The sequence below is a fragment of the Scandinavium hiltneri genome (genome assembly GCF_024764835.1).
GTDB classification, from domain to species: domain Bacteria; phylum Pseudomonadota; class Gammaproteobacteria; order Enterobacterales; family Enterobacteriaceae; genus Scandinavium; species Scandinavium hiltneri.
Window position 1 is genome coordinate 288481 of record NZ_JALIGE010000073.1, and the last position, 25021, is coordinate 313501.

Below are 25021 nucleotides of genomic sequence, written 5' to 3' on the forward strand. Positions count from 1 at the left end.
ATTACTCCGCCTGCACCCCAAAACTTTCACCACAGCCACATTCATGCTGGGCCTTCGGGTTGTGAAACTTAAAAATCTGATTTAAGCCTTCGCGCACATAATCCACTTCCGTGCCGTCGATAAAAGGCATCGCCTGTAACGACACCCACAGCTTCGCACCGTCAGACTCGAACAGCAGATCGTCCGCTTTCGGTTCGCTGACGGTATCCAGTACGTAAGCAAAACCCGCACAGCCAGAGGTTTTCACCCCCAGACGGATCCCCTGTACGCCCTGCTTGATGGCCAGGTCGCACACGTGCGCCGCCGCAGCGGGTGTCATGCTGATTCCGCGCCAGGAAAAATCGGCCGGGTTGAAGGTTTCTGAATGCAATTCCATAGGTCCACCTTATACGTTGAAGCCATCAGGGCATCCCTCTATGTTAGTGATAATGATTATCACTTCAACCCCTTGTCAGCAGGGGCTTTCAGCGGAATGCCTCCAACAGAGGGCTTTTACTAAGCATAGACCCTGTGCGCAGAGTGAACAGGGCTATCGGGAAATGTTCAATGCATTGAAAAATAAATGCTTTAACTTCAACGGCGGAGAAAAAATGCGGTAATGAAAAGATGCATAGAAAATACCAATTTATGAGATAGGAATTGCTGTCTGCAGCTGCAATAAAAAAAAGCCCCGTGGCGGATGCGCACGGGGCTTTCAGAAAATACAGGTTCGTTAGTAGAGCGACGCCTGGCCTACCGGGCGCGTTTTGAATCGGCGATGCACCCATAAATACTGCTCTGGCGCACGCAGGATCTCTTTTTCGATGACTTTGTTCATATAGCTCGCGGCCTTGAACTCGTCTTCGGTCGGATAATCGGTCAGTGCTTCACTGATGTACAGACTGTAACCCCGGTTATTGGCTTTACGCACCATGGTGATGGTCAGCAGGTCGGAACCTGACAAGCGTTGAAGCACAAACGTACCGTTGGTGGTCGCCGCCTCCGGGACGTTAAAGAACGGCGCAAAGGTGCTGCCTTTTGGGCCGTAATCCTGATCAGGGGCGAACCAGACCGCTTCCCCGGCTTTTAACGCGCTCACCAGACCTCGCAGATTGCGGCGGTCGATCATCGCCTTATTGGAACGCAGACGGCCTTTGGTCTGCACCCACTCCATCAACTTGCTGTTGTGCGGACGGTAGGTTGCCATCATTGGACGGCACAGGCCCATCGTCCTGCCACCAAGTTCCAGCGACATGAAATGCACACCGACCACCATAACGCCTTTTTTGTTTTCGAGCGCTTTGGTCAGGTTTTCGTAGCCTTCTACATCAAACCATTTTCTAACCCGGGCATCGCTCCAGAACCAGGCCATGCCGGTTTCAATTAACCCCATTCCGAGAGAAATAAAGTTCTGCTCAATTAATTTCTCTTTTGCTTCGGCAGTCATATCGGGGAAACAGAGTGTTAAATTTCTTGACGCAATCTTTTCTCTTCTTTTCAAAAATGGACGCGCGGCGCGGCCGAGAGAAGACCCGATAATATAGAGCAACGGATAGGGAAGTTGGACTAGCAGCCAAAGCACACCTAAACCAAACCAGGTTAACCAGTTGCGAGGGTGCAGTAGCGTTTTGTCGAAGGCTTTTGCCATCGTTAATTCCTGTAAGCATGTGAACCAGTAGCGCATAAGGAAAAATCGAAGCAAATCATCAATCTTTAGGCGATACGTTGCGAATTTTCACGTCGGTTAAAAGCCAGTTTTAACCGAAACGCCAAAAGTCTCTATGCAAAATGGATCCACAATAGAGACAAAAGCGGCTTCCGTGGAGTGCAGGCGAACTGCTGCGGTGAGGATGCAACATCTGTCAGGAAAAAGATAGTGAATTAATCTGAAGCTACAGTTAACTGCTCAGGAATAAAACGGGACCATTCTGAGGATTGAGCACAATAAACGTCAGCAATTCTTATCATTAATTCGAGGAACGTCGTTTATAGAATCAATTCGCCAAAAATGATGGAGAAAAGCACCGAGATCCGGTGCTTTCGCCGCTCACTTTTCGTTCAATAATTCTAAACCACCGCCGTGGTGAGTCGGGAAGTACAGCACAATTTGCCGTGCTCATCGAAGATTTCTATCTGCCAGACCTGATGACGTCGTCCGGCATGCAGCGCTTTACAGACGCCGCGCACCCGCCCGCTGCGCACAGCGCGAATGTGATTGGCGTTAACCTCCACCCCCACCACTTTCTCATCGCCTTCGGTGCAAAGATACCCCGCTACAGAGCCCAGCGTTTCGGCCAATACCACCGACGCACCACCATGCAACAGGCCAAAGGGCTGATGCGTTCGGCTGTCCACCGGCATGGTGGCTTCCAGGCTATCGTCGGTCAGACGCTCAAAGCGAATATCCAGCAGGCGAACTATGTTACTCTCGCCCATCGCGTTGAGCGTATCCAGTGTCGTGCTACGTTTCCAGATCATCCCATAATCTCCAGTAAAGCCTGCAACGGATGGCGCACGCCGCTGCCCTCAACACGCTTCACCTGACTGCGACAGGAATATCCCGTGGCCAGGCAGCGGTTACGGGGCAGGCGTTGCATCGCCTGCTGCCACGACAGCGCATAAATGCCCAATGAGTTCTCGTGGTTCTTCACTTCGTGCCCGTAGGTTCCGGCCATGCCGCAGCAGCCTACGCTGACGCTTTCCAGCTTTGCGCCAAAGCGGGCAAAAATAGACGCCCACTGTTTGGGTGCCATCGGCAAGGCGGTCACTTCGGTGCAATGACCGAACAGATACCAGGCCTCACCGCTGACGTCTCGCATTTCAGTATTCTCCAGCGCTTTCGGCAACCACTCATGCACCAGCTGAACCTGGAAATCCCCACGTTTTTCGCCGAGCGTTTGTTTGTATTCGTCGCGATAGCACAGCACCAACGCCGGGTCGACACCCACCATCGGCATCTCAAGCTGCGCCACCCGGTTGAGGAAATCGGCCGTTTTCTGCGCCGTTTTCGCAAAGCGCGCCAGGAAGCCTTTAATGTGCTGCGCTTTACCGTTCGGCGAAAACGGCAGCACAACCGGCTGATAGCCTACGCGCTCCACCAGCCGGACGAAATCCGCCACCACCTGTGCATCGTAGTAGCTGGTGAAGGGATCCTGCACCACCAGCACCATGTTCGCTTTTTGTTCCGGGCTCAGCGCTTCGAGCTGTTCGAGAGTCAAATTCGCCGAGCGATGTCCCACCATCTGCTGCTGCAGCGACGGCGTCGACAACAGCGGCAGGTCAATCATGCCGATGTGCTTCTTCGACAAACTTTTCACCCACGGCTGGCTGATAAAGAAGTTGAAGGTTTTCGGCGCGCGCGCCATCAGCGGCGCATAGCTTTCAACCGTGGCGACCACGTGATCGCGCATCGGGCGCAAATAGCGGGTGTGATACAGCTGCAGGAAACGCGAGCGGAAATCCGGCACGTCGATTTTGATCGGGCACTGCGTTGAACAGGCTTTGCAGGCCAGACAGCCGGACATCGCCTCTTTCACTTCATGCGAGAAATCGTATTCGCCTTTATTGGCATGCCAGCTGTTGCGCGTCCGCTCTATCAGGCCGCGCAGGCTGGCGCGTTTTTCCGGTAGCTCTTTTTCAAGCTTGAGCGGATCAATCCCGCGATCCGCCAACAAACGCAGCCATTCACGCACCAGCGTGGCGCGTCCTTTTGGCGAATGCATTCGGTCGCTGGTGATTTTCATCGACGGGCACATCGGGCTGTTCACATCAAAGTTAAAGCACAGGCCGTTGCCGTTACACTCCATCGCACCGCGCCAGGAGGTACGCACCGAAATCGGGATTTGCCGGTCGAAGGTGCCGCGTTTGACCGCATCGACTTTCATCATCGGCGCATCCACCCCTTCCGGCGGACAGATTTTCCCTGGATTAAGACGGTTATTCGGGTCGAATGCCGCCTTCACTTTGCGCAGTTCACCGTACAGGGTATCGCCAAAGAATGCCGGGCTATATTCCGCGCGGAAACCTTTGCCGTGTTCGCCCCACAGCAGGCCACCGTATTTTGCCGTCAGCGCAACGACGTCATCGGAAATCTGCTTCATCAGGATTTCCTGCTGCGGGTCGCACATGTCCAGCGCCGGGCGAACGTGCAGCACGCCCGCATCAACGTGACCAAACATACCGTAGCTGAGGCCATGCCCGTCGAGCAGCGCACGGAATTCAACGATGTAATCTGCCAGATGCTCCGGTGGCACGCAGGTATCTTCGGCAAACGGAATCGGTTTGGCAGCGCCTTTGGCATTGCCAAGCAGGCCGACCGCTTTTTTACGCATCGCGTAAATACGTTCGATGCCATCCAGTTCATTGCAAAGCTGCCAGCCGATAACGCCGCCCTCGCCTGCGGCGATCAGCGCATCAAGACGCTGGCACAGCGCGCTCACCTGGCCTGCGATCAGTTCTTCATCATCACCGGCAAATTCCACGATATTCAGGCCGAGCATCTCTTTGTCCGGCACGTCGGTAATGAGTTCGTTAACGGAGTGCCAGACGATATCTTCCCGCGCCAGATTCAGCACTTTCGAATCGACGGTTTCCACCGACATCGCACGCGCCTCGACCATAAATGGCGCATTACGCAGCGCCGAATCGAAGGACTCATATTTGACGTTCACCAGGCGACGCACTTTTGGCAGGCGCGTGATATCCAGGCGCGCTTCGGTGATGAATGCCAGCGTGCCTTCCGATCCGGTCAACACGCGGGTCAGGTCAAACTCGGTCATGTCGTCATTGAATACATGACGCAAATCGTAACCAGTGAGGAAGCGGTTCAGTTTTGGGAAGCTATCGATAATCAGCTGACGATTTTCTTTGCAGCGCTCATATACCGTGCGGTAAATGCGCCCGCTCGCCGACTGCTCTTTGGCCAGCGTTTCCGCCAGCAGCACCGGCATCGGCTGTGTATCAAGAATATCGCCACCTAGCAACACCGCCCGCACGCCCAGCACGTGGTCAGAGGTTTTGCCATACACCATTGACCCTTGTCCGGACGCATCGGTGTTGATCATCCCGCCAAGCGTGGCGCGGTTGCTGGTTGACAGTTCAGGGGCGAAAAAATACCCGTAGGGTTTCAGAAACTGATTAAGCTGATCTTTGATAACGCCCGCCTCTACCCGCACCCAACCTTCTTCGGGATTGATTTCAATGATGCGATTCATATAGCGGGACATATCAATGACAATGCCCTGGTTCAGCGACTGGCCGTTGGTACCCGTCCCGCCACCGCGAGGCGTGAAGACCAGCGAGCGGAAACGCTCTTCATCGGCAATGCGTGAAAGCAGCGCGACGTCAGCGGTTGAACGGGGGAAAACCACGGCATCGGGGAGGAGCTGGTATATGCTGTTATCGGTCGCCATCGTCAGCCTGTCGGCATAACGGGTGGCGGTATCGCCGGTAAAACCTTGTTGCTCCAGTGCCTGCAAAAAATTCAGCACCAGCTGAACAACGCCGGGTGCCTGAGAAATCTGTGGGATCATGACGCTTGACCCTGCCTGACTAAGTTGTGTTGGACGATGGTGTAATAACGATGTTGTTGTGTCTGTTTTATCGTTTGCGTATAGCCTAATCGTTGTATCACATTTTTTATTGATACGCTTATCGGATTTCAGGGCGATCATCATCACGAAATTGTTGATATTATTATCAGTAAACGGATTTATCATCTGCGCCCTTCAGTGGGCGTAATCACAAAGGTATAAAATGTATGACAACCCTTCATCGGCCCCGTGATTTACCGCAGATCCTGCTGTCGGTGCTGTTTTTAAGCCTCATGATCGTGGCCTGTTTATGGATAGTACAACCCTTCGTTCTGGGCTTTGCGTGGGCCGCGACCATCGTTATCGCCACCTGGCCGGTCTTGCTAAAACTCCAGCGCTTACTGTTTGGCCGCCGCTCACTCGCCGTTCTGGTGATGACGCTGCTGCTATTTTTACTGTTCGTTATTCCGATTGCGCTGCTGGTTAACAGTCTTGTCGATGGCAGTGGCCCACTGGTTCATGCCATCACCACGGGGAATATTGCCCTGCCCGATCTCGGGTGGCTGAACAGCATTCCGCTGGTCGGCAGCAAACTGTACGCTGGCTGGCATAGCCTGCTGGACATGGGCGGCTCGGCTATCATGGCGAAGGTTCGCCCATACATCGGCACCACCACCACCTGGTTCGTTGGCCAGGCGGCGCATATTGGCCGCTTTATGATGCACTGCGGTCTGATGCTGTTGTTCAGTGCGCTGCTGTACTGGCAGGGTGAAAAAGTGGCCTTCGGCGTGCGTTATTTTGCCACTCGCCTGGCGGCTAAACGTGGTGATGCGGCGGTGCTGCTGGCAGGACAAGCCATTCGCGCCGTGGCGCTTGGCGTGGTCGTCACCGCGCTGGTGCAGGCGGTTCTTGGGGGTATCGGCCTGGCGATTTCCGGCGTGCCTTACGCGACGCTGCTGACCGTAGTGATGATTTTCTCCTGTCTGGTACAGCTCGGTCCGTTGGTGGTGCTTGTTCCGTCCATCATCTGGCTGTACTGGACCGGCGATACCACCTGGGGCACCGTGCTACTGGTGTGGAGCTGCGTGGTCGGCACCATGGATAACTTCATCCGTCCGATGCTGATTCGTATGGGCGCGGACCTGCCGATGATTCTTATCCTTACCGGCGTTATCGGCGGCCTGATTGCGTTTGGTATGATTGGCCTGTTCATCGGCCCGGTACTGCTGGCAGTATCCTGGCGTCTGTTTGATGCCTGGGTGCGAGAAGTGCCGCCACCGTCAGACGATGCTGAAGAAGTGCTTGAGGAACTTGAGACTTTGGAAGCCAGCCACGACAAGCTCGGTAACTGATAAAACGTGGCCCGGAGGCTTCCTTGCGCCGGGCACGATACTTAAGCATTACTTATCGTTATCACCCCATTGCGCCGTTATTCTGCTCAGAATTACCGCTAACGCCCATTCAGAACTCTCAAATCCTTTACGTTTTTTTAACGATTAAGACCAATCTGATCGACGCAAAAATTCTGCATGCCTACTATTAGCTCACGGTTATAAATCAACACCTTGATTTATAAGCATGGAAATCCCCTGAGTGAAACAACGAATTGCTGTGTGTAGTCTTTGCCCATCTCCCACGATGGGCTTTTTTTTGGTTCACGCTTAACCGCGATGAACCTTTTTTTGTCCTTTATTTCACCTCACAGCGGCTCAGCATCTGCCAGTTTTTCGCCAATTCCCGCGTGGTTCCGCTAACGTTAGCGATCACCGAGTCATAAATATCTGCCGATGATGACCCCACCATCAGCGTAAATTCACCCGGTTCGACGATACGTTTCCCGCTACGGTCGGTAAAGTTCAGCATGTCGACGGGCACATGGAAGGTCAGCGTCGCCGACTGGTTCGGTGTCAGCTCTACGCGCTGGAATGCTTTCAGCTCTTTCACCGGACGCACCATCGATGCCACGTTATCGCGAACATATAGCTGCACCACTTCGCTGCCGCGACGTGCGCCGATGTTGGTCAGGGTGACCTGCACCGCAATCTCTCCATCGATAGCCACTTCAGGTGTGATAAGCGACAGCTCGCTCCATTGGAACTGCGTCCAGCTTTTACCGTAGCCAAACGGATAGCGACTACCGAAATGGAAGGCAAATGGCGTGCCGCCGCTTTTCAGTTTGTGGTTGTAGTAATACGGCATTGCCCCGGCGCTTTTCGGCACGCTGACCACCAGCCGCCCTTGCGGTTCGGCGCGCCCGGTCAGGACATCGGCAATGGCCCAGCCGCCTTCCTGCCCAGGCGCCCAGGCCATCATCAGCGCCGCCACCTTATCTTCCAGCCCTTGCAGGTTATATGGCCGCCCGCCGGTCATCACGACCACCACCGGTTTGCCGGTTGCCACCAACGCTTCCAGAAGTTGTTGTTGGACGCCGGGCAGATTGAGTGAATCGGTATCGGAGCCTTCGCCGACGGTCCCACTCTGGAACAGTCCGGCCAAATCCCCCACGCAGGCCACAATAACCTCGGACTCCTCAGCCACACGCACCGCGTCTGCAATGAGTGACGTATCCAGAGACACCGGTGATTGCTGGATAGGTTTTCCGCTGCTTTCCCCCGGGAATACCGGTACGCCCGCCATCCGTTTTTCGATAATGTGGCAGCCTTTGGCATAGCGAACGTGCTGCTCACCGAGCGTCTGGCGCAGCGCGTCCAGCGGCGTGGTCACCTGCGACGTTTGTTCCAGCATATCGCTGATAATCAGATGGACCGGGAAGCTGTAGCCGCTGAGCAGCGCCAACGGATCGTCAGCCGTTGGGCCAATAACCGCCACGTTCGGATTCCCGTTTAAAGGCAGCACGCCGTTGTTTTCCAGCAGCGTCAGTGAGCGCGTAGCCACATCTCGCGCCGCCTGCCGCGTTTGCGCACTTTGCAGTTCAACCGCGTTTTCATCGGTGTAAGGCTGTTCAAACAGCCCGAGGCGGAATTTCTCCGTCAGGGTTCGGGTCACGATTTCATCGACTTTGCTCATTGAAATTAGCCCTCGCTCCACGGCCTCTGCCAGATGTCGCGCACAGTCATCTTTCGGCAGCTCGACGTCCAGCCCGGCGTTAAATGCCAGCGCCGCGGATTCAGCCGCGTCATGAGACACGCCGTGATGCTGATGCAGCAGACTGATCCCGCCGTAATCGGCGACGATAATGCCGTCAAACCCCCACTGCTCACGCAAGATTTTGGTCATCAGGAAGGCGTCGCTGTGGCCCGGCTGGTTATCAATGTCGTGATAGGCGGGCATCACCGACCCGGCATTGGCGAGTTTGACCGCCATTTCAAACGGCAGCAGGAAGGTGTCGTTGAGTTCACAAAAACCCAGATGCACCGGAGCATGGTTCCGTGCGCCTTCGCTGTACGAATGCCCGACATAATGTTTGAGCGTTGCCAGCAGGTCGCGTTTTTCGCCCTGTAAACCGTCGACGTAGGCGCTGGCCATGACACCGACCAGCCACGGATCTTCACCAAAGGTTTCTTCGGTGCGGCCCCAGCGCACGTCGCGAGAGACATCCAGTACCGGTGCCAGCCCCTGATGGCAACCCGTTGTACGGGCCTCATCGCCAATACAGGCGGCGGCGCGGCGAATGAGTTGCGGGTCCCAGGTCGAACCGTAGTTCAGCGGCGACGGAAACAGCGTCGCGTCTTTGCACAGCAGGCCGACCAGGCACTCTTCATGGAACAGCGCCGGAATACCGAGCCGCGTCTCTTCCATCAGCATTTTTTGCAGACGGTTTGCGGCGCGCACCCCGGTTCGGGCATCGACAATGTGCGTGCCCAGCGGACGGGTGATTTGCCCGACGCCGAGCTTCAGTTGCTCATTCAACGAAGCCTGAGCGGATACCCCGGCAAATTCATCACTCATGTCGCTGCGTTCGCGGTGATCGCCGGTTTCACTCAGCACCAGCCAATAGGCGTGCATCTGGGCAAACTTCTCTTCCGGCGTCATTCTCGCCAGCAAATCGGCAACGCGTTCAACGACTGGACGCTGCGCATCCTTATACAGTGCGGTCATCAACTTCCCCTCCGTTAAGGTTTATCTGGTTGAGAAGCAGTATTCAGAACCGGGCGAAGGGCGACAATTGTCGAAATTAACAGCGAAGTTATGATTTTTCGTTTTGTTTCAATTCTGTGAAGGCGCTCGACAAACTGCGCCGCGCATAAAAAAGCCCCGACAGCGCAAGCTGCCGGGGCGTTGATTGAGCAATTACTTACGCAGTTCGGCGAGGCTCAGCCAGGTCTGTACCACGGTGTCCGGGTTCAGCGACAGGCTGTCGATCCCTTCTTCCATTAGCCAGGCGGCAAAATCCTCATGGTCAGACGGACCCTGACCGCAGATGCCGACGTATTTACCCTGCTTCTTCGCCGCGCGAATCGACATCGACAGCAGCGCTTTCACCGCCTCGTTGCGTTCATCAAACAGTTCAGACACCACGCCGGAGTCACGATCCAGACCCAACGCCAGTTGAGTCATGTCGTTCGAGCCGATAGAGAAGCCGTCGAAATACTCGAGGAACTGTTCCGCCAGCAGCGCGTTGGACGGGATCTCGCACATCATAATGATTTTGAGACCGTTTTCGCCACGCTTCAGACCCTGGCGCGCCAGCTCATCGATCACCGCTTTCGCCTGGTCCACGGTGCGCACGAACGGGATCATGATTTCCACGTTGGTGAGATCCATGTCGTTTCGCACGCGTTTCACCGCGTCGCACTCCAGCGCGAAGCAGTCGCGGAAGCTGTCAGCCACGTAGCGGCCCGCGCCACGGAAGCCCAGCATTGGGTTCTCTTCTTCCGGCTCGTAACGCTCGCCGCCCACCAGGTTGGCGTATTCGTTAGATTTAAAGTCAGAGAGACGCACAATCACGCGTTTCGGGTAGAACGCCGCGCCGAGCGTAGCGATCCCTTCGGTCAGACGGCCAACATAGAACTCTTTTGGCGAGTCATAGCCTTTCATCATTTCGCGAATTTCGTTTTGCAGCTTCACGTCCTGATCGTCAAATTCCAGCAGCGCGCGCGGGTGCACACCGATCATGCGATTGATGATAAATTCCAGACGCGCCAGACCGACGCCTTCATTCGGCAGGCAGGCAAAGTCAAACGCACGATCCGGATTGCCAACGTTCATCATGATTTTCAGCGGCAGATCCGGCATGGTATCGACGGTTGAGCTTTTCACGCTGAAGTCGAGCATTTCAGCGTAAACGTAACCGGTGTCGCCTTCAGCACAGGACACGGTGACTTTCTCGTCATCCTTCATGCGCTCAGTCGCATCGCCGCAGCCGACGACTGCCGGAATACCCAATTCACGGGCGATAATTGCTGCGTGACAGGTCCGTCCGCCGCGGTTGGTAACAATCGCCGCCGCCTTTTTCATGATCGGCTCCCAGTCCGGGTCGGTCATGTCGGTGACTAATACATCACCCGGCTGAATGCGATTCATTTCACTGATATCGTGAATGACTTTCACCGGGCCTGCGCCAATGCGATGCCCAATAGCACGACCTTCGGCAATGATTTTACCCTGCGCATGCAGCGTATAACGCTCTGTCACCTGGCCGCGAGAACGCACGGTTTCCGGACGCGCCTGCACGATAAACAGTTTGCCGGTGTGACCGTCTTTGGCCCACTCAATGTCCATCGGGCGACCGTAGTGTTTCTCAATCTGTATCGCCTGTTTTGCCAGTTCCTGCACTTCGTCGTCGGTCAACGAGAAGCGGTCGCGATCAGCCTGCGGCACATCTTCGATGCGCACCTGCTTACCGTGTTCCTGGGTTGGGGCATACACCATACGAATCTTTTTCGAGCCCATGGTGCGGCGCACGATGGACGGGCGACCTTTCTCCAGCGTCGGCTTGTGGACGTAAAACTCGTCCGGGTTAACCGCGCCCTGCACCACCATTTCGCCAAGGCCGAAGGCAGAGGTGATGAACACCACCTGATCAAAGCCGGATTCGGTATCGATGGAGAACATGACGCCAGCGGAACCAAGGTCGGAACGCACCATGCGCTGCACGCCCGCTGAGAGCGCTACGCCGCGATGGTCATAGCCCTGATGCACACGGTAGGAAATCGCGCGGTCGTTAAACAGGGAGGCGAAGACGTGCTTCACCGCCACCAGCACCGCATCGTAGCCCTGAACATTAAGGAACGTTTCCTGCTGACCGGCGAAGGAGGCATCCGGCATATCTTCGGCAGTCGCGGAAGAACGCACGGCAAACGACGCGTCGGCATCGTCAGACGAAAGCTGGTTATAGGCCTGATGAATCGCCTGTTCCAGCTCTGGCGTAAAGGGAGTGTCGATAATCCATTGACGAATTTGTGCTCCGGCTTTCGCCAGGGCGGAGACGTCGTCGATGTCGGTTTCATCCAGCAACTGATAAATACGCTGGTTCACGCCACTCTGGTCGAGAAACTGATTGAAAGCATCAGCCGTGGTAGCAAACCCGTTGGGTACGGAAACGCCCAAATCGGACAGATTAGTAATCATTTCACCCAGGGAGGCATTTTTGCCTCCAACGCTGTCTACATCATTCATGCCGAGTTGGTTATACCAAAGCACCAGCGGTGACGAGCCATTGTTGGACATCGAAACAATCCTTATATGAATTAAGAAAATCGCCAGACAAAGGCTGGCTTCGTTATTTATCCTGCCATAATTAACGTGATGGGAAAAAAGGTGAATCGTTCAAGCAAATTAATTTTTTGCTTTTTAAGACAGTTCCCCGAAAATCATTAACTCTATGATTATTTAGGAATCCCACATAAAAAGACGGTTTATAGCCCTCCACCATAGAAATGAACACCCCTTTTCACATAAAATAAAAACCACGTTTCATTTTTAAATTTGAGACAAAACCGACTCGGATGTGATTAAAATAAATATAGGCTTCATGGAATTAACTTAATCTTACCGGATGGTCAAAATGGATATAAATGTCGATCGCCATGTGTTTTACATTTCTGACGGTACCGCCATTACCGCCGAGGTGCTCGGTCACGCGGTGATGTCGCAATTCCCGGTGTCGGTCAACAGCATTACCCTGCCGTTTGTCGAAAGCGAAAGCCGGGCGAAGGCGGTGAAGGAGCAGATTGACGCGATTTATCAGCAATCTGGCGTCCGTCCGCTGGTCTTCTATTCGATTGTTATTCCAGAGATCCGCACCATCATTCTGCAAAGCGAAGGCTTCTGTCAGGACATCGTGCAGGCGCTGGTTGCGCCGCTGCAGGAAGAACTGAAGCTCGACCCGACGCCGATTGCCCATCGCACCCACGGCCTTACCCCAGGAAATCTCACAAAATATGACGCCCGTATCGCCGCCATTGACTATACGTTGGCGCACGATGACGGCGTTTCGCTGCGCAATCTCGATCAGGCGCAGGTGATTTTGCTCGGCGTCTCGCGCTGCGGCAAAACCCCGACCAGTCTGTACCTCGCGATGCAGTTCGGTATTCGCGCCGCCAACTATCCGTTTATCGCCGACGATATGGATAATCTGGTGCTGCCCGCCGCGCTGAAACCGTTACAGCATAAATTATTCGGGCTAACCATCGACCCGGAACGTCTGGCCGCCATTCGTGAAGAGCGCCGCGAAAACAGCCGCTATGCATCGATGCGCCAGTGCCGTATGGAAGTCACCGAAGTCGAAGCGCTGTACCGTAAGAACCAAATCCCGTGGATCAACAGCACTAACTATTCGGTGGAAGAAATCGCCACCAAAATCCTCGACATTATGGGACTCAATCGCCGTATGTACTAACACACTAGTACATCATTGCAAAATGCGCTATCATCTTTTTGCAATGTATGCGCATCACGTTGCTGAATGGGTGTTGAACCTTGAATTCAGCAGAGATTGGTTTATCGTGATGCGCATCACTTCCGGTATTCCTGCCGTAGAAGCCACCAAATTCTGAGAGTTCCAATGAACAAAACTGATGAACTGCGTTCGGCGCGCATCGACAGTCTGGTAACGCCTGCTGAACTGGCGCAACGTTACCCTGTCACTTCTGAGGTTGCCGGTCACGTTACCGCCTCCCGCCGTCGCATTGAAAAAATCCTCAACGGCGAAGATAAACGTCTGTTAGTGGTGATTGGCCCCTGCTCCATCCATGACCTGGATGCGGCGATGGATTACGCACATCGCCTGCAGGTGCTGCGTGAAAAGCACCAGTCACGCCTTGAAATTGTGATGCGTACCTATTTCGAAAAACCGCGTACGGTGGTGGGCTGGAAAGGCCTGATATCCGATCCGGATCTCAACGGCAGCTACCGCGTTAACCACGGTATCGAGCTGGCACGCAAACTGCTGCTGCAGGTCAATGAGTTGGGCGTACCCACCGCCACCGAGTTTCTCGATATGGTGACCGGTCAGTTCATCGCCGATTTAATCAGCTGGGGCGCAATTGGTGCGCGTACCACGGAAAGCCAAATTCACCGTGAAATGGCCTCCGCGCTCTCCTGCCCGGTTGGGTTCAAAAACGGCACCGACGGCAATACCCGCATTGCCGTGGATGCAATCCGCGCCGCTCGCGCCAGTCATATGTTCCTGTCGCCGGACAAAAACGGTCAGATGACGATTTATCAGACCAGCGGTAACCCGTATGGCCACATCATCATGCGCGGCGGCAAAAAGCCGAACTACCACGCGTCAGACATTGCGGTCGCCTGCGATACGCTGCACGAATTCGACCTGCCGGAACAACTGGTTGTTGATTTCAGCCACGGCAACTGCCAGAAGCAGCACCGCCGTCAGCTGGAAGTGTGTGACGATATCTGTCAGCAAATTCGCAATGGTTCGACGGCGATTGCCGGGATCATGGCGGAGAGCTTCCTGCGCGAAGGCACGCAAAAAATCGTGGCCGGACAGCCGCTGGTGTACGGGCAGTCGATCACCGATCCTTGTCTGAGCTGGGAAGACAGCGAAATTCTGTTGGATAAACTTTCTGCGGCGATTGATACGCGCTTCTGAGTGCGCTTTACGTGTCGGGCAAAATGGGTTGCCCGACACGTAAATCCCCCGTTTCACCCCACTTCTGCTCTTCAAAAATCGGTGGCCATCGTCGGTTAAAAAAGTACGTCGCCGGACAATATCCTCCTGTACTGAAACAATCTTTTTTGATCCAGTCACCTATTTTTCACAAAAGGGGTTGCTGAGTTTTTTTGATTTGTTGATAATGATTATCATTGTTACATTGATTGCTATTTTTAATATTATGGCATCATCGGATACATTCCTGACCACAGGCAAAAGGTCCCCGACTCCGCAACCGCAGGCTGAAGATCGCCGCGTGAGCAGCAAAACCCTGCTGGGTGCGGAAGGTCGCGTCATCATTGAGCATGATGGCCAGCAGTACTTACTGCGCCAGACCCATGCCGGAAAACTGATCCTGACTAAATAACAAACTTACACACAACATTTCGCCAGCCACCCAGGGACTCGCCGAGGCAGCCAGCGCTTTTCACTTTTCATGGAGAGTTGCATGCTACACCTGCATTCCGCGTCGCTGCGCCCATCGCTGGTCGCACTGGCTGTATTCGGCGCAATCACCACTCCGGCTTTCGCCGCCTCTGAACAAATGACCGTAACCGCCACCGGCAACGAACGCAGCGCGTTTGAAGCGCCAATGATGGTTACCGTTATCGACGCCGACACCCCTGAAGGCCAGACTGCCAGCTCCGCCGCGGATATGCTGCGCCAGGTTCCAGGTTTGACCATTGATGGCACCGGCCGTACCAACGGTCAGGACATTAACCTGCGCGGCTACGATCGTCGCGGCGTCCTGGTCATGGTCGATGGTATTCGTCAGGGCACCGACACTGGCCACCTCAACAGCACGTTCCTCGACCCGGCGCTTATCAAGCGTATCGAAGTCGTACGTGGCCCTGGCGCGATGCTGTACGGTAGCGGCGCATTGGGCGGCGTGATTTCCTATGACACCGTTGATGCAGCAGACCTGCTGCACGTGGGTCAGAACAGCGGCTACCGCGTGTTTGGCACCGGCGGCACTGGCGATAACAGCCTTGGCATGGGTGCCAGCGCCTTTGGGCGTACCGATACCCTCGACGGGATTGTCTCCTGGTCCAGTCGTGACCGCGGCGATTTGAAACAGAGCGATGGTTTCACAGCCCCGAATGACGAAAGCATTACTAACTTCCTCGCCAAAGGTAGCTGGAAAATCGACCCGGCGCAGAAGCTGAGCGGTTCCCTGCGGTATTACAACAACACCGCGCAGGAGCCCAAAAACCCGCAAACGCCACAAGCGTCTGACAACAGCAACCCGATGACCGACCGCTCTACCATTCAGCGAGACGCGCAGTTGACGTACAACATCGCGCCGGAAGGCAACGACTGGCTGAATGCCGACGTGAAAGGCTACTTGTCAGAAGTGCGCATCAACGCGCAGAACCTTGACGACTCCGGCGAATTCCGCAAGCAGACCACCAAAGGCGGTAAAGTTGAAAACCGTACACGCCTGTTCACCGACAGCTTCGCCTCGCACCTGCTGACCTACGGCGGCGAATACTACCGTCAGGAGCAAAACCCTGGCGGCATGACCACCGGTTTCCCGAACGCGCGCATTAACTTCAGCTCTGGTTGGCTGCAGGACGAAATCACCCTGCGCGACCTGCCGGTCACTATTCTTGGCGGCACGCGCTACGACAACTATCGCGGCACCAGCGATGGCTATGATGACGTCGATGCCGACAAATGGTCTTCCCGCGCGGGCATGACTATCAGCCCAACTGACTGGCTGATGCTGTTTGGCTCCTGGGCACAGGCCTTCCGCGCGCCAACAATGGGCGAGATGTATAACGACGCCAAACATTTCTCCATTGGCAGTTTCTACACTAACTATTGGGTTCCGAACCCGAACCTGCGCCCGGAGACCAACGAAACCCAGGAGTACGGCTTTGGTCTGCGCTTTGACGACGTAATGCTGGCGAACGATGCTTTCGAGTTTAAAGCGAGCTATTTCGACACCAACGCCAAAGATTACATCACGACGTCTGTTGATTTCGCGGGGGCCTCGACCACCTCCATCAACGTGCCGAACGCCAAAATCTGGGGTTGGGATGTGATGACCAAATACACCACTGACCTGTTCAGCCTCGACGTGGCGTACAACCGTACTCGCGGCAAAGATACCGATACCGGCGACTGGTTGACCTCGATCAACCCGGATACCGTCACCTCTCGTCTTGACGTCCCGATTGCCCAGAGCGGTTTCTCGGTGGGCTGGATTGGCACTTTCGCAGAAGACACGAAGAGCATTAGCGCCACCCCGCAGGCGGGCTATGGCGTGAACGATTTCTACGTGAGCTATAAAGGCCAGCAGGCGCTGAGCGGCCTGACCACCTCGCTGGTGTTTGGCAACGCCTTCGACAAAGAATATTACTCACCGCAGGGCATCCCGCAGGATGGCCAGAACGGTAAGATTTTCGTGAGTTATCAGTGGTAATCACCCAACCCCGGTACGCCGGGGTATTTCATCTGGAAGGAATATGACAATGAATCACTACACACGCTGGCTGGCATTAAAAGAAGAAAATCCGGGAAAATATGCGCGTGACATCGCCGCAATGATGCACATCAGCGAAGCGGAACTGACCTGGGCGCGGGTAGGCCACGATGCCTGGCGTCTACAGGGTGAAGTGCGCGACGTGCTGACTGCCCTTGAAGCTGCTGGCGACGTGAAATGCCTCTGCCGTAACGAATACGCCGTACACGAACAGGTCGGCAGCTTCACCAATCAGCATCTCAGTGGCCATGCCGGTCTGGTGCTCAATCCGCGTGCGCTCGATTTGCGCCTGTTCCTCAATCAGTGGGCCAGCGTTTTCCACATCAGCGAAATCAGCACCCGCGGCGAGCGTCAGAGCATTCAATTCTTTGACCATCAGGGCGACGCGCTGCTGAAGGTGTACACCACAGACGCCACCGACATGACCGCGTGGGCTGATATTCTGACCCGCTTTATCCATGCCGATAACCCGACGCTCGAGCTGAAAGCGGTTGATGCACCGACCACCAGCGGAGATATCGATGGTAAAACCCTCGACGGTGAATGGCGTGCGATGACCGACGTGCATCAGTTCTTCACCCTGCTTAAGCGTCACAATCTGAGCCGTCAGCAGGCTTTCCGCCTGGTGGGCGATGACCTGGCGTGTCAGGTGGATAACGATGCCGTAGCGCGCCTGCTGGCGAATGCCCATCAGGATGCAAACGAGATTATGGTCTTCGTTGGCAACCGTGGCTGCGTGCAAATTTTCACCGGCGCTATCGAAAAAGTCGTGCCTATGAAAAGTTGGCTGAACATCTTTAATTCAGCCTTCACTCTGCACCTGCGCGAAGACACCATCGCCGAAACCTGGGTGACGCGCAAACCGACCGCCGATGGCCACGTCACCAGCCTCGAACTGTTCGCCGCTGACGGCACGCAGATTGCGCAGCTTTATGGTCAACGCACCGAAGGCGAACCGGAACAAACCCAGTGGCGTGCTCAGGTTGAAGCGCTGATTGCCAAAGGGCTGGCCGCATGAGAGCTGTCGTCGCGTTGATGACCGCCCTGCCACTGCTGGCAGGGGCGGCAGCTCAAAAAGTGGTAACGCTTGGCGGCGACGTGACGGAGATTGTCTATGCACTGGGGGCGCAAAGCGCCCTCGTTGCACGAGACAGCACCAGCATGTGGCCGCCTGAAGCGTTGAAATTGCCTGACGTGGGCTATCTGCGTCAGCTGAACGCCGAAGGCATTCTCGCCACGCGCCCGACGACCGTTCTCGCCAGCGTGCAGGCCCAGCCATCACTTGCGCTGAAACAGGTCGAACAAAACAGCGTGACGGTGGTGACGGTTCCCGGCAGCAATGACGTTTCCGTGATTGACGACAAAATTCGCATCGTCGCCGAAGCATTGCATAAAGACGCTGAAGGCGAGCAGCTCCGTCAGCAGATGAAACAGGAGCTGGACGCGTTGCCTAAAACGCCACTCAATAAACGTGTGCTGTTTATTCTCAGCCACGGCGGCTTGAGCGCCATGGCCGCCGGGCAGCAAACCGGCGCCGATTCGGCGATTCGCGCTGCGGGGCTACAAAATGCAATGCAGGGTTTTAACCGTTATCAGCCGCTTTCTCAGGAAGGAGTGATCGCCAGCCAGCCGGATCTGGTGGTGATTTCAACCGATGGCGTTAAAGGCATGGGCGGCGAAAACGGGTTGTGGACGTTGCCAGGTCTGGCGCAAACCCCGGCCGGGCGGAATAAACAGGTACTGCAGATCGATGACATGGCGTTGTTAGGCTTCAGCATTCGCACCCCGGAAGCGATTCAACAGCTGCGGCATAAAGCGGAGCAGCTTCCCTGATGACGCCGTTGGTTTCCCGTACTCTGTGGTCACTGCTGACCCTGCTGACGCGGTTAACGCTGGGCGCCACCACCTTTGGCGCACTTAAACTGCCGTTAGATATACTCTGGCGTGACGACAGCGCGCTGCGTCAAATCTGGTTCACCATCCGTTTGCCTCGCGTGCTTTTGGCGCTGACCATCGGCGGCTCGCTGGCGCTGGCGGGCTGCGTGATGCAAGGGCTGTTTCGCAATCCACTGGCGGACCCTGGCCTGCTGGGGATCAGCAGCGGTGCCGCGCTGGCGGTAGCGATGTGGGTGGTTTTACCCTTATCACTGCCGATGGTGCTGATGCTGTACGCCCCGATGCTGGCGGCATTTCTCGGCAGCCTGGCGGTGACAATGGTGATTTTCGTCCTCAGCCAGCGTAACGACAATTCGCTCTCGCGCCTGCTGTTGGTGGGGATCGCGATTAACGCACTGTGCGGTGCGGCGGTGGGCGTGCTGTCGTGGCTCAGCAACGATGCGCAGCTTCGCCAACTCTCGCTGTGGGGCATGGGCAGTCTCGGTCAGGCGCAGTGGTCAACGCTGCTGGCGACGGCCTCGCTGATGCTGCCGACGGTATTCATTATCTGGCGGCTGGCAAAACCGCTGAATTTGCTGCAGCTGGGCGATGAAGAAGCGCATTACCTCGGCGTGAACGTGCGTCAGATCCAGCGACGTTTATTGATGTGCAGCGCTCTGCTGGTTGCAGCGGCGGTAGCGGTCAGCGGCGTGATTGGCTTTATCGGGCTGGTGGTGCCGCATTTGCTACGCATGTGGCTCGGGGCCGATCATCGGGCGGTCATTCCCGGTTCGGTGCTGGTCGGTGCCATTTTGCTGCTGGTGGCAGACACCGTGGCCCGTACGCTGGTTGCGCCTGCGGAAATGCCGGTCGGTCTGCTGACCAGCCTGCTCGGCGCACCGTGGTTTTTATGGATGATTTTCCGTCGTGGAGGCCAACATGGCTAATCGCTTGCAGGCCGTTAATCTGTGCTACTCCCCAGTGTTACGTGACATCAATCTGACGCTGGTACCTGGCGAACTGGTGGTGCTGATTGGCCCCAATGGCGCGGGAAAATCGACGCTGCTGCGGGCGCTGACTGGCTATTTGCCGCCGGATAACGGGCACTGTCTGCTGAACGATAAACCGTTATCAGCCTGGACGCCGCCGGCGCTGTCTCGCCAGCGGGCGGTAATGCGCCAGCAAAGCCAACTGGGCTTCGACTGGCCTGTGGAAGATGTGATTGCCATGGGGCGTGCACCGTGGGAACAGAGTAATAGCCGAAAAGTCGTTGAACAGGTCATGGCTCTGACCGGGTGTGCCCCGCTGTCAGGCCGGAAATACAATGCGCTTTCAGGTGGGGAGCAACAGAGAGTTCAGCTGGCGCGCGCGCTGGCGCAGCTATGGGTGGACGATGCGCCACAGGGCTGGTTATTTCTCGATGAGCCAACGTCGGCGCTGGATTTATATCATCAGCAGCATGTGCTGCGCTTGTTGAAAAGTCTGACGCAGGTCGGAAATCTTCACGTCTGCGCGGTGCTGCACGATCTCAATTTGGCAGCACTTTGGGCTGACAGGCTTATCCTGCTTCATGAGGGAGTGATAGTGGCTCAGGGCAGCGCGCAACAGGTGTTGCAGGCTGACACCCTGAGCCGCTGGTACGGTGCCGAAGTGCACATCGGTCAGCACCCCGGCAGCCACACGCCACAGGTGTTTTTAGCCCCGTAACGTCAGCTCGAACAGCTCACTTCCAGCCGTTTGCCCCACTCAGGCGGACGGCTGGCATAGTCATCACTCCGGTCCGCAAACGGGTCACGTAACGCCTCGTGCAAACGCTCAAACTCGGCATAGTCCCCGCGTTCAGCCTGCTCGATGGCGCGCTGTGCCAGCCAGTTGCGTAACACCACCGCCGGATTGACCTGCTTCATACTTTGCTGGCGCATGGCGTCATCCACCCGATCCTGCTGCAAGCGCGCGCGATAGTCGCTAAACCACGTATCAAACGCCGCCCGATCGATAAACTCATCGCGCAACGGTGAACTCGCACTCTGTTGTTCCGTCTCGCTCAACATACGGAAAGTGCGGGTGTAATCGCTGCCCTCACGCTCCATCAGACTAAACAGCCCGTTCAGCAGTTCGTTGTCGCCCTTTTGCTCCGAGAACAGACCGAGCTTGCCGCGCATCCGCTGACCGTATTCCACCAGCAATACTTCCTGATAACCGTCCAGCGCATCGTTGAGCACATCCACCGCGATAAATGGCGACAGCGACTGCGCCAGGCGTTGCAGGTTCCACAGCGCCGCGGCGGGCTGATTATCAAAGCTATAGCGGCCCTGGTGGTCTGAGTGGTTACAGATAAAGCCCGGCTGATAATCATCGAGGAAACCGTACGGACCGTAGTCCATGGTCAGCCCCAGAATCGACATATTGTCCGTATTCATCACCCCGTGACAGAAACCAACGGTTTGCCAGCGGGCAATCAGACGCGCAGTTCGGGTGACAACGTCACGGAACCACAGCGCATACTTTTCAGCTTCGGATCCCAGCTGCGGCCAGTGATGACGAATCACATAATCCGCCAGCTCGCGCACCTTTTCCGTATCACGGCGGTAGTAGAAGTGTTCGAAATGGCCGAAACGCACGTGACTTTCCGCCAGACGCATCAGCATAGCGCCCTGCTCAACCGTTTCTCGGTACACCGGCGTGTCGCTGGTTACCACTGATAGCGCACGCGTGGTCGGAATGCCGAGCGCGAACATCGCCTCAGACGCCAGACTTTCACGCAACGTGGAGCGCAATACCGCGCGCCCGTCGCCCATTCGGGAATACGGCGTCAGTCCTGCGCCTTTCAGGTGCCAGTCATAACGACGTCCGTCAGCCAACTGCTGTTCGCCGAGCAAGATGCCACGTCCGTCGCCAAGCTGACCGGCCCAGACGCCAAACTGATGGCCGCTGTAGACCTGCGCGAGGGGCAGCATTCCAGGCAGCAGCGTTTCGCCGCCCCACACGCCCGCGCCTTTTCCAGGACTGAACAGCGATTCAGGCAGATCGATACTCTGTGCCAGCGCCGCGTTGTGCCAAATCAGGCGTGCATTGGCTAGCGGCGTCGGCGACAGTTCGGTATAAAAACCTGGCAGCTCATCGCGCCAGTGATGGGTAAAAGACAGGGTCATGGTTCCTCCTGTCTGTAGTGTAGTGCCTGTGAGGGCAGATAAATACGGGTGAGATACAGGGTTATTCCTGCATCAGACGAGTTAGCGATGCGCTATCAACGGTGGGCCACAGTAATCCCTGGTATGCGCTCAGACCCCAGGACTCCAGACGTTCAAGGATCTGTGGGTTGTCCACACCTGCCGCCATAATCGCACTACAGCAGGGCTGTACCTGGGCGATTATCGCCCGCATAAAGGGATCAAACGATAATAATAACGCCTGTTGCTGAATAAAGTTTTTATCCAGCATAACGCGTTTGAACAACCCGCTGAAAACAGCCTGGGTTGATGCGTCTCCGGCACCAAAATTGGCCAGCATCAGCGGGAAAAGATTTGCCAGTTGAACCAGCAAATGATTTTTGTCGATGGCATTCAATTCTGGAAAGTTTTCATTGACCGTAAACTCCAGAAAGGAAAATCGCGCGGCCTCTTCCGCCAACACTTTTTGTGTTAACAACGCAAAGGCAATTGCCGGCGTTATATTAATCCACGCAATTAATTGCTGTTGAATAAAAAAGATTTGGCAGGTTTCGAGTAACGCGAGTTTTTCGCGAAACAGGATGACTTCCTGTTCAGCGCTCATACGAGACGTCACCAGCGTGGTCGGCGTACGCACTGCATCATCCACGCCGACAACGTTCGCGATTATTTCTAATCCGACAAGTCGCCCCCCACCATTTCTGGCAGGCAGGAATAATAATTCGGTTTTCCAGGCTTTATCCAGAGTAACAATCATTACGTCCACCCTTGTTCAAGGGAGCTCCCTGGTCGCTGCTGCATGGTTCCAGTCGAAAACAAAATCTTTGATTTTAAAAAGATTAATTTCATTCGTCCCTTTGTAATTAAGGAATTCCTTTGCTTTATCATTGGGATGATTGTAATCCATATTCGTGCAATCGCACAATCCAGAGATTCATTAGCGGAATGTCATGACAATTGATAATTATTTCGTAGTGCTTTTTTATATTTATCTGCTACCAAAAAAGGGCCATCAGGCCCTTTTGTTTTTACGACTAAATACGTCTGGCTTGCCAGAAGTGCTTTCGCCAGTAGACATTATCCAGTGAGGATCGCGTGACGCCCTGGCTGGTTGAGGCATGAATAAATTGATTATCCGTGTCGTAGATGCCGACATGCAGACCATTTCCGCCCGAACCGGTGTTGAAGAATACCAGGTCGCCCGGCAATAAATCATCTTTATCAATTTCGGTGCCGATTTTCGACTGCTGTTTGGTATCGCGCGGCAGCTGTAAATCAAACTGGTCCCGGAAGGTCATCATGACGAACGCAGAGCAATCCACGCCACCGCGAGTACTTCCCCCGTAGCGATATGGCGTGCCGCGCCAGTTTGCCAGTTGATCATTGAGGTTGGCAATAACTGTGATGGAGTCCGAAAGCCGTGGGTTAGGCGGCGGCGCACGATGACTGCTGCACCCGGCTAAAATTAACGCTGCCACTAAAATAAATAAGAGACGCATATCCTGGCGTTTCCTCTGATATTTTTTATAAGAATAATTTAGCCTGCGAATTTGCAAAGTTGCAAGAAACCTTAAGGTTACAGCGCAGAAATTAAGATCTGTACGCCGTCCGCGTTTAGCTTTTTGAACGGCATATCATACGCAGCCGTCAGATTTTCGATCGTCAAAACGTGCGGCGTGTCACCACTGGCCAGCATTAGCCCCTGACGCAATAACCACGTCTGGCTGGCGAAGCGTAACGTGTGATTCAAGTCGTGGCTGCTCATGACCACCGTAACGCCGGCAAGTCTTAGCTCGGCCAGCAGTTTATCCAGCCCGCTCTGCTGGGCCACATCCAGGCTGTTCATCGGCTCATCCAGCAACAGCAGCTTCCCTTCCGGGTTTCCCTGCGGGTGAATTTGCAGCACCACCGCCGCGAGACGGACGCGCTGCCATTCACCGCCGGAAAGCTGGTTCACCTGGCGGGCGAGCTTATCCTCCAGCCCCAACTTTTCGGCGATTTCTTGCTGTAATGCATGCTGCGTTTTGTCGTGCTGATGCAGCGTCAGATAATGCCAGACCGGCATCGCAAAGGGCGGCGTCTGATGTTGGGTCAGATACGCCCGATGGCGCGCCAGTTCCGGTGCAGGCCAGTCAGCCAACGGTCTACCGTTTAGCATAACCTGCCCCGCGCCCTGGCTTAAGCCTGCCATTCTGGCGAGCAGCGTGCTTTTTCCTGCGCCGTTGGGGCCGACAAGATGCACCATTTCACCCTGACAAACGTCTGCGCTGACCGGATGCAATCGTCCCGGTTCTGCCACGCCCTGCAACTGCATCAGCAACATGATTACTTCGCCAGCGCCAGCTTGATGGCTTCCATCACAATCGGATCTTCAGGCGTCATGTCCGGAGAGAAACGCTGAATGACTTCGCCCTCACGGCCAATCAGGAATTTTTCGAAATTCCACAGAATATCGCCTTCCTCCTTTGGCGCCCGGCCTTTGCTGGCCATACGCTCGTAGAAACCGCTGCTTTCTGGCGCGACGGCGACCGGGGCGGCAGAGGTCAGTTTCTGGTACAGCGGATGGCGCTGTTCGCCATTGACGTCAATTTTGCTGAACATCGGGAACGTCACGCCGTACGTAGTGCTGCAGAACGTTTTAATTTCTTCGTCACTGCCCGGCTCCTGCCCGAGGAACTGATTGCATGGGAAGCCCAGCACGGCGAAACCGTCTTTGCTCCAGGCTTCATGAATATTTTCCAACTGCTCGTACTGTGCCGTCAGCCCGCATTGGGAAGCGACGTTCACCACCAGCAGTACGTTGCCTTTGAACTGTTCGAGATTGACGTTTTCACCGTCAATGGTGGTGACATTGGTGTTGAGAATATCGTGTTGCATAGCGTCCTCTTGGGTTATCAGCCGG

The 25021-nt window shown here is 55.4% G+C and carries 20 protein-coding genes and 1 other RNA gene; 10 read left to right on the forward strand and 11 right to left on the reverse strand.

Annotated features, from left to right (window positions below; translation table 11 throughout):
* Position 1 precedes the first annotated feature (1 nt).
* The 4 genes from sufA to ydiJ all read right to left on the reverse strand — a co-directional run bounded on the left by sufA (position 2) and on the right by ydiJ (position 5510).
* Positions 2–376: a Fe-S cluster assembly scaffold SufA gene (gene sufA / locus MUU47_RS12225; RefSeq protein WP_258988467.1), complete on the reverse strand. Its 375-nt coding sequence runs from the start codon at positions 374–376 to the stop codon at positions 2–4.
* 336 nt (positions 377–712) lie between these two features.
* Positions 713–1627 carry a kdo(2)-lipid IV(A) palmitoleoyltransferase gene (gene lpxP, locus MUU47_RS12230; RefSeq protein ID WP_258988469.1) on the reverse strand — a complete coding sequence of 305 codons (915 nt, stop codon included), beginning with the start codon at positions 1625–1627 and terminating at the stop codon, positions 713–715.
* A 419-nt stretch (positions 1628–2046) separates the two neighbouring features.
* Positions 2047–2457 (reverse strand): 1,4-dihydroxy-2-naphthoyl-CoA hydrolase, encoded by a 411-nt coding sequence (gene menI, locus MUU47_RS12235; protein WP_258988471.1) that lies wholly within the window; start codon positions 2455–2457, stop codon positions 2047–2049.
* Positions 2454–5510 carry a D-2-hydroxyglutarate dehydrogenase YdiJ gene (ydiJ, locus tag MUU47_RS12240; protein WP_258988472.1) on the reverse strand — a complete coding sequence of 1019 codons (3057 nt, stop codon included), beginning with the start codon at positions 5508–5510 and terminating at the stop codon, positions 2454–2456. The genes menI and ydiJ overlap by 4 nt, the downstream gene beginning before the upstream one ends.
* A 227-nt stretch (positions 5511–5737) precedes the next feature.
* On the opposite strand from ydiJ, the gene ydiK reads away from it, so the two are divergent.
* Both ydiK and rprA read left to right on the forward strand, forming a co-directional pair.
* Positions 5738–6862 (forward strand): AI-2E family transporter YdiK, encoded by a 1125-nt coding sequence (ydiK, locus tag MUU47_RS12245; RefSeq protein WP_258988473.1) that lies wholly within the window; start codon positions 5738–5740, stop codon positions 6860–6862.
* 194 nt (positions 6863–7056) lie between these two features.
* Positions 7057–7164, forward strand: an RNA gene (gene rprA / locus MUU47_RS12250) — antisense sRNA RprA.
* A 35-nt stretch (positions 7165–7199) separates the two neighbouring features.
* Here rprA and MUU47_RS12255 read toward each other — a convergent pair.
* Together MUU47_RS12255 and ppsA are read right to left on the reverse strand one after the other, a co-directional pair.
* On the reverse strand, positions 7200–9569 hold the full coding sequence (locus MUU47_RS12255; protein WP_258988474.1) for a glycoside hydrolase family 3 N-terminal domain-containing protein: 2370 nt from the start codon (positions 9567–9569) through the stop codon (positions 7200–7202).
* 192 nt (positions 9570–9761) lie between these two features.
* Positions 9762–12140 (reverse strand): phosphoenolpyruvate synthase, encoded by a 2379-nt coding sequence (ppsA, locus tag MUU47_RS12260; protein ID WP_258988475.1) that lies wholly within the window; start codon positions 12138–12140, stop codon positions 9762–9764.
* A gap of 337 nt (positions 12141–12477) precedes the next feature.
* Between ppsA and ppsR the strand changes: the two genes are divergently transcribed.
* From ppsR to MUU47_RS12300, 8 genes are all read left to right on the forward strand, one after another.
* Positions 12478–13311, forward strand: coding sequence for a posphoenolpyruvate synthetase regulatory kinase/phosphorylase PpsR (ppsR, locus tag MUU47_RS12265; RefSeq protein ID WP_159755953.1), 834 nt, complete (start codon positions 12478–12480; stop codon positions 13309–13311).
* A 165-nt stretch (positions 13312–13476) separates the two neighbouring features.
* Positions 13477–14523 (forward strand): 3-deoxy-7-phosphoheptulonate synthase AroH, encoded by a 1047-nt coding sequence (gene aroH / locus MUU47_RS12270; protein ID WP_258988476.1) that lies wholly within the window; start codon positions 13477–13479, stop codon positions 14521–14523.
* Between the two features lie 205 nt (positions 14524–14728).
* Complete coding sequence (gene hemP, locus MUU47_RS12275; RefSeq protein ID WP_374684751.1) at positions 14729–14953, forward strand: hemin uptake protein HemP; 225 nt, start codon at positions 14729–14731, stop codon at positions 14951–14953.
* An 81-nt stretch (positions 14954–15034) separates the two neighbouring features.
* A complete protein-coding gene (locus tag MUU47_RS12280) occupies positions 15035–17014 on the forward strand; it encodes a TonB-dependent hemoglobin/transferrin/lactoferrin family receptor (protein WP_258988477.1) in 1980 nt (659 codons plus the stop codon).
* A gap of 49 nt (positions 17015–17063) precedes the next feature.
* Positions 17064–18092 carry a hemin-degrading factor gene (locus MUU47_RS12285; protein WP_258988478.1) on the forward strand — a complete coding sequence of 343 codons (1029 nt, stop codon included), beginning with the start codon at positions 17064–17066 and terminating at the stop codon, positions 18090–18092.
* Positions 18089–18907 carry a heme/hemin ABC transporter substrate-binding protein gene (locus MUU47_RS12290; protein ID WP_258988479.1) on the forward strand — a complete coding sequence of 273 codons (819 nt, stop codon included), beginning with the start codon at positions 18089–18091 and terminating at the stop codon, positions 18905–18907. The genes MUU47_RS12285 and MUU47_RS12290 overlap by 4 nt, the downstream gene beginning before the upstream one ends.
* Complete coding sequence (locus tag MUU47_RS12295; RefSeq protein WP_258988480.1) at positions 18907–19896, forward strand: FecCD family ABC transporter permease; 990 nt, start codon at positions 18907–18909, stop codon at positions 19894–19896. The genes MUU47_RS12290 and MUU47_RS12295 overlap by 1 nt, the downstream gene beginning before the upstream one ends.
* Positions 19889–20656 (forward strand): heme ABC transporter ATP-binding protein, encoded by a 768-nt coding sequence (locus MUU47_RS12300; RefSeq protein WP_258988481.1) that lies wholly within the window; start codon positions 19889–19891, stop codon positions 20654–20656. Before MUU47_RS12295 ends, MUU47_RS12300 begins: the two co-directional genes overlap by 8 nt.
* 2 nt (positions 20657–20658) lie before the next feature.
* On the opposite strand, the gene selO is transcribed toward MUU47_RS12300, so the two are convergent.
* From selO to MUU47_RS12325, 5 genes are all read right to left on the reverse strand, one after another.
* Positions 20659–22101, reverse strand: coding sequence for a protein adenylyltransferase SelO (gene selO, locus MUU47_RS12305; protein WP_258988482.1), 1443 nt, complete (start codon positions 22099–22101; stop codon positions 20659–20661).
* A 61-nt stretch (positions 22102–22162) separates the two neighbouring features.
* Positions 22163–22876, reverse strand: a complete 714-nt coding sequence (locus MUU47_RS12310; protein ID WP_258988483.1) for an EAL domain-containing protein — start codon at positions 22874–22876, stop codon at positions 22163–22165.
* Between the two features lie 277 nt (positions 22877–23153).
* The gene (locus MUU47_RS12315; protein WP_258988485.1) at positions 23154–23618 is read right to left on the reverse strand and encodes an NlpC/P60 family protein; all 465 of its coding nucleotides are present in this window, start codon (positions 23616–23618) and stop codon (positions 23154–23156) included.
* Between the two features lie 77 nt (positions 23619–23695).
* On the reverse strand, positions 23696–24445 hold the full coding sequence (gene btuD, locus MUU47_RS12320) for a vitamin B12 ABC transporter ATP-binding protein BtuD (RefSeq protein ID WP_258988594.1): 750 nt from the start codon (positions 24443–24445) through the stop codon (positions 23696–23698).
* Positions 24445–24996, reverse strand: coding sequence for a glutathione peroxidase (locus MUU47_RS12325; protein ID WP_258988487.1), 552 nt, complete (start codon positions 24994–24996; stop codon positions 24445–24447). Before MUU47_RS12325 ends, btuD begins: the two co-directional genes overlap by 1 nt.
* Positions 24997–25021 lie beyond the last annotated feature (25 nt).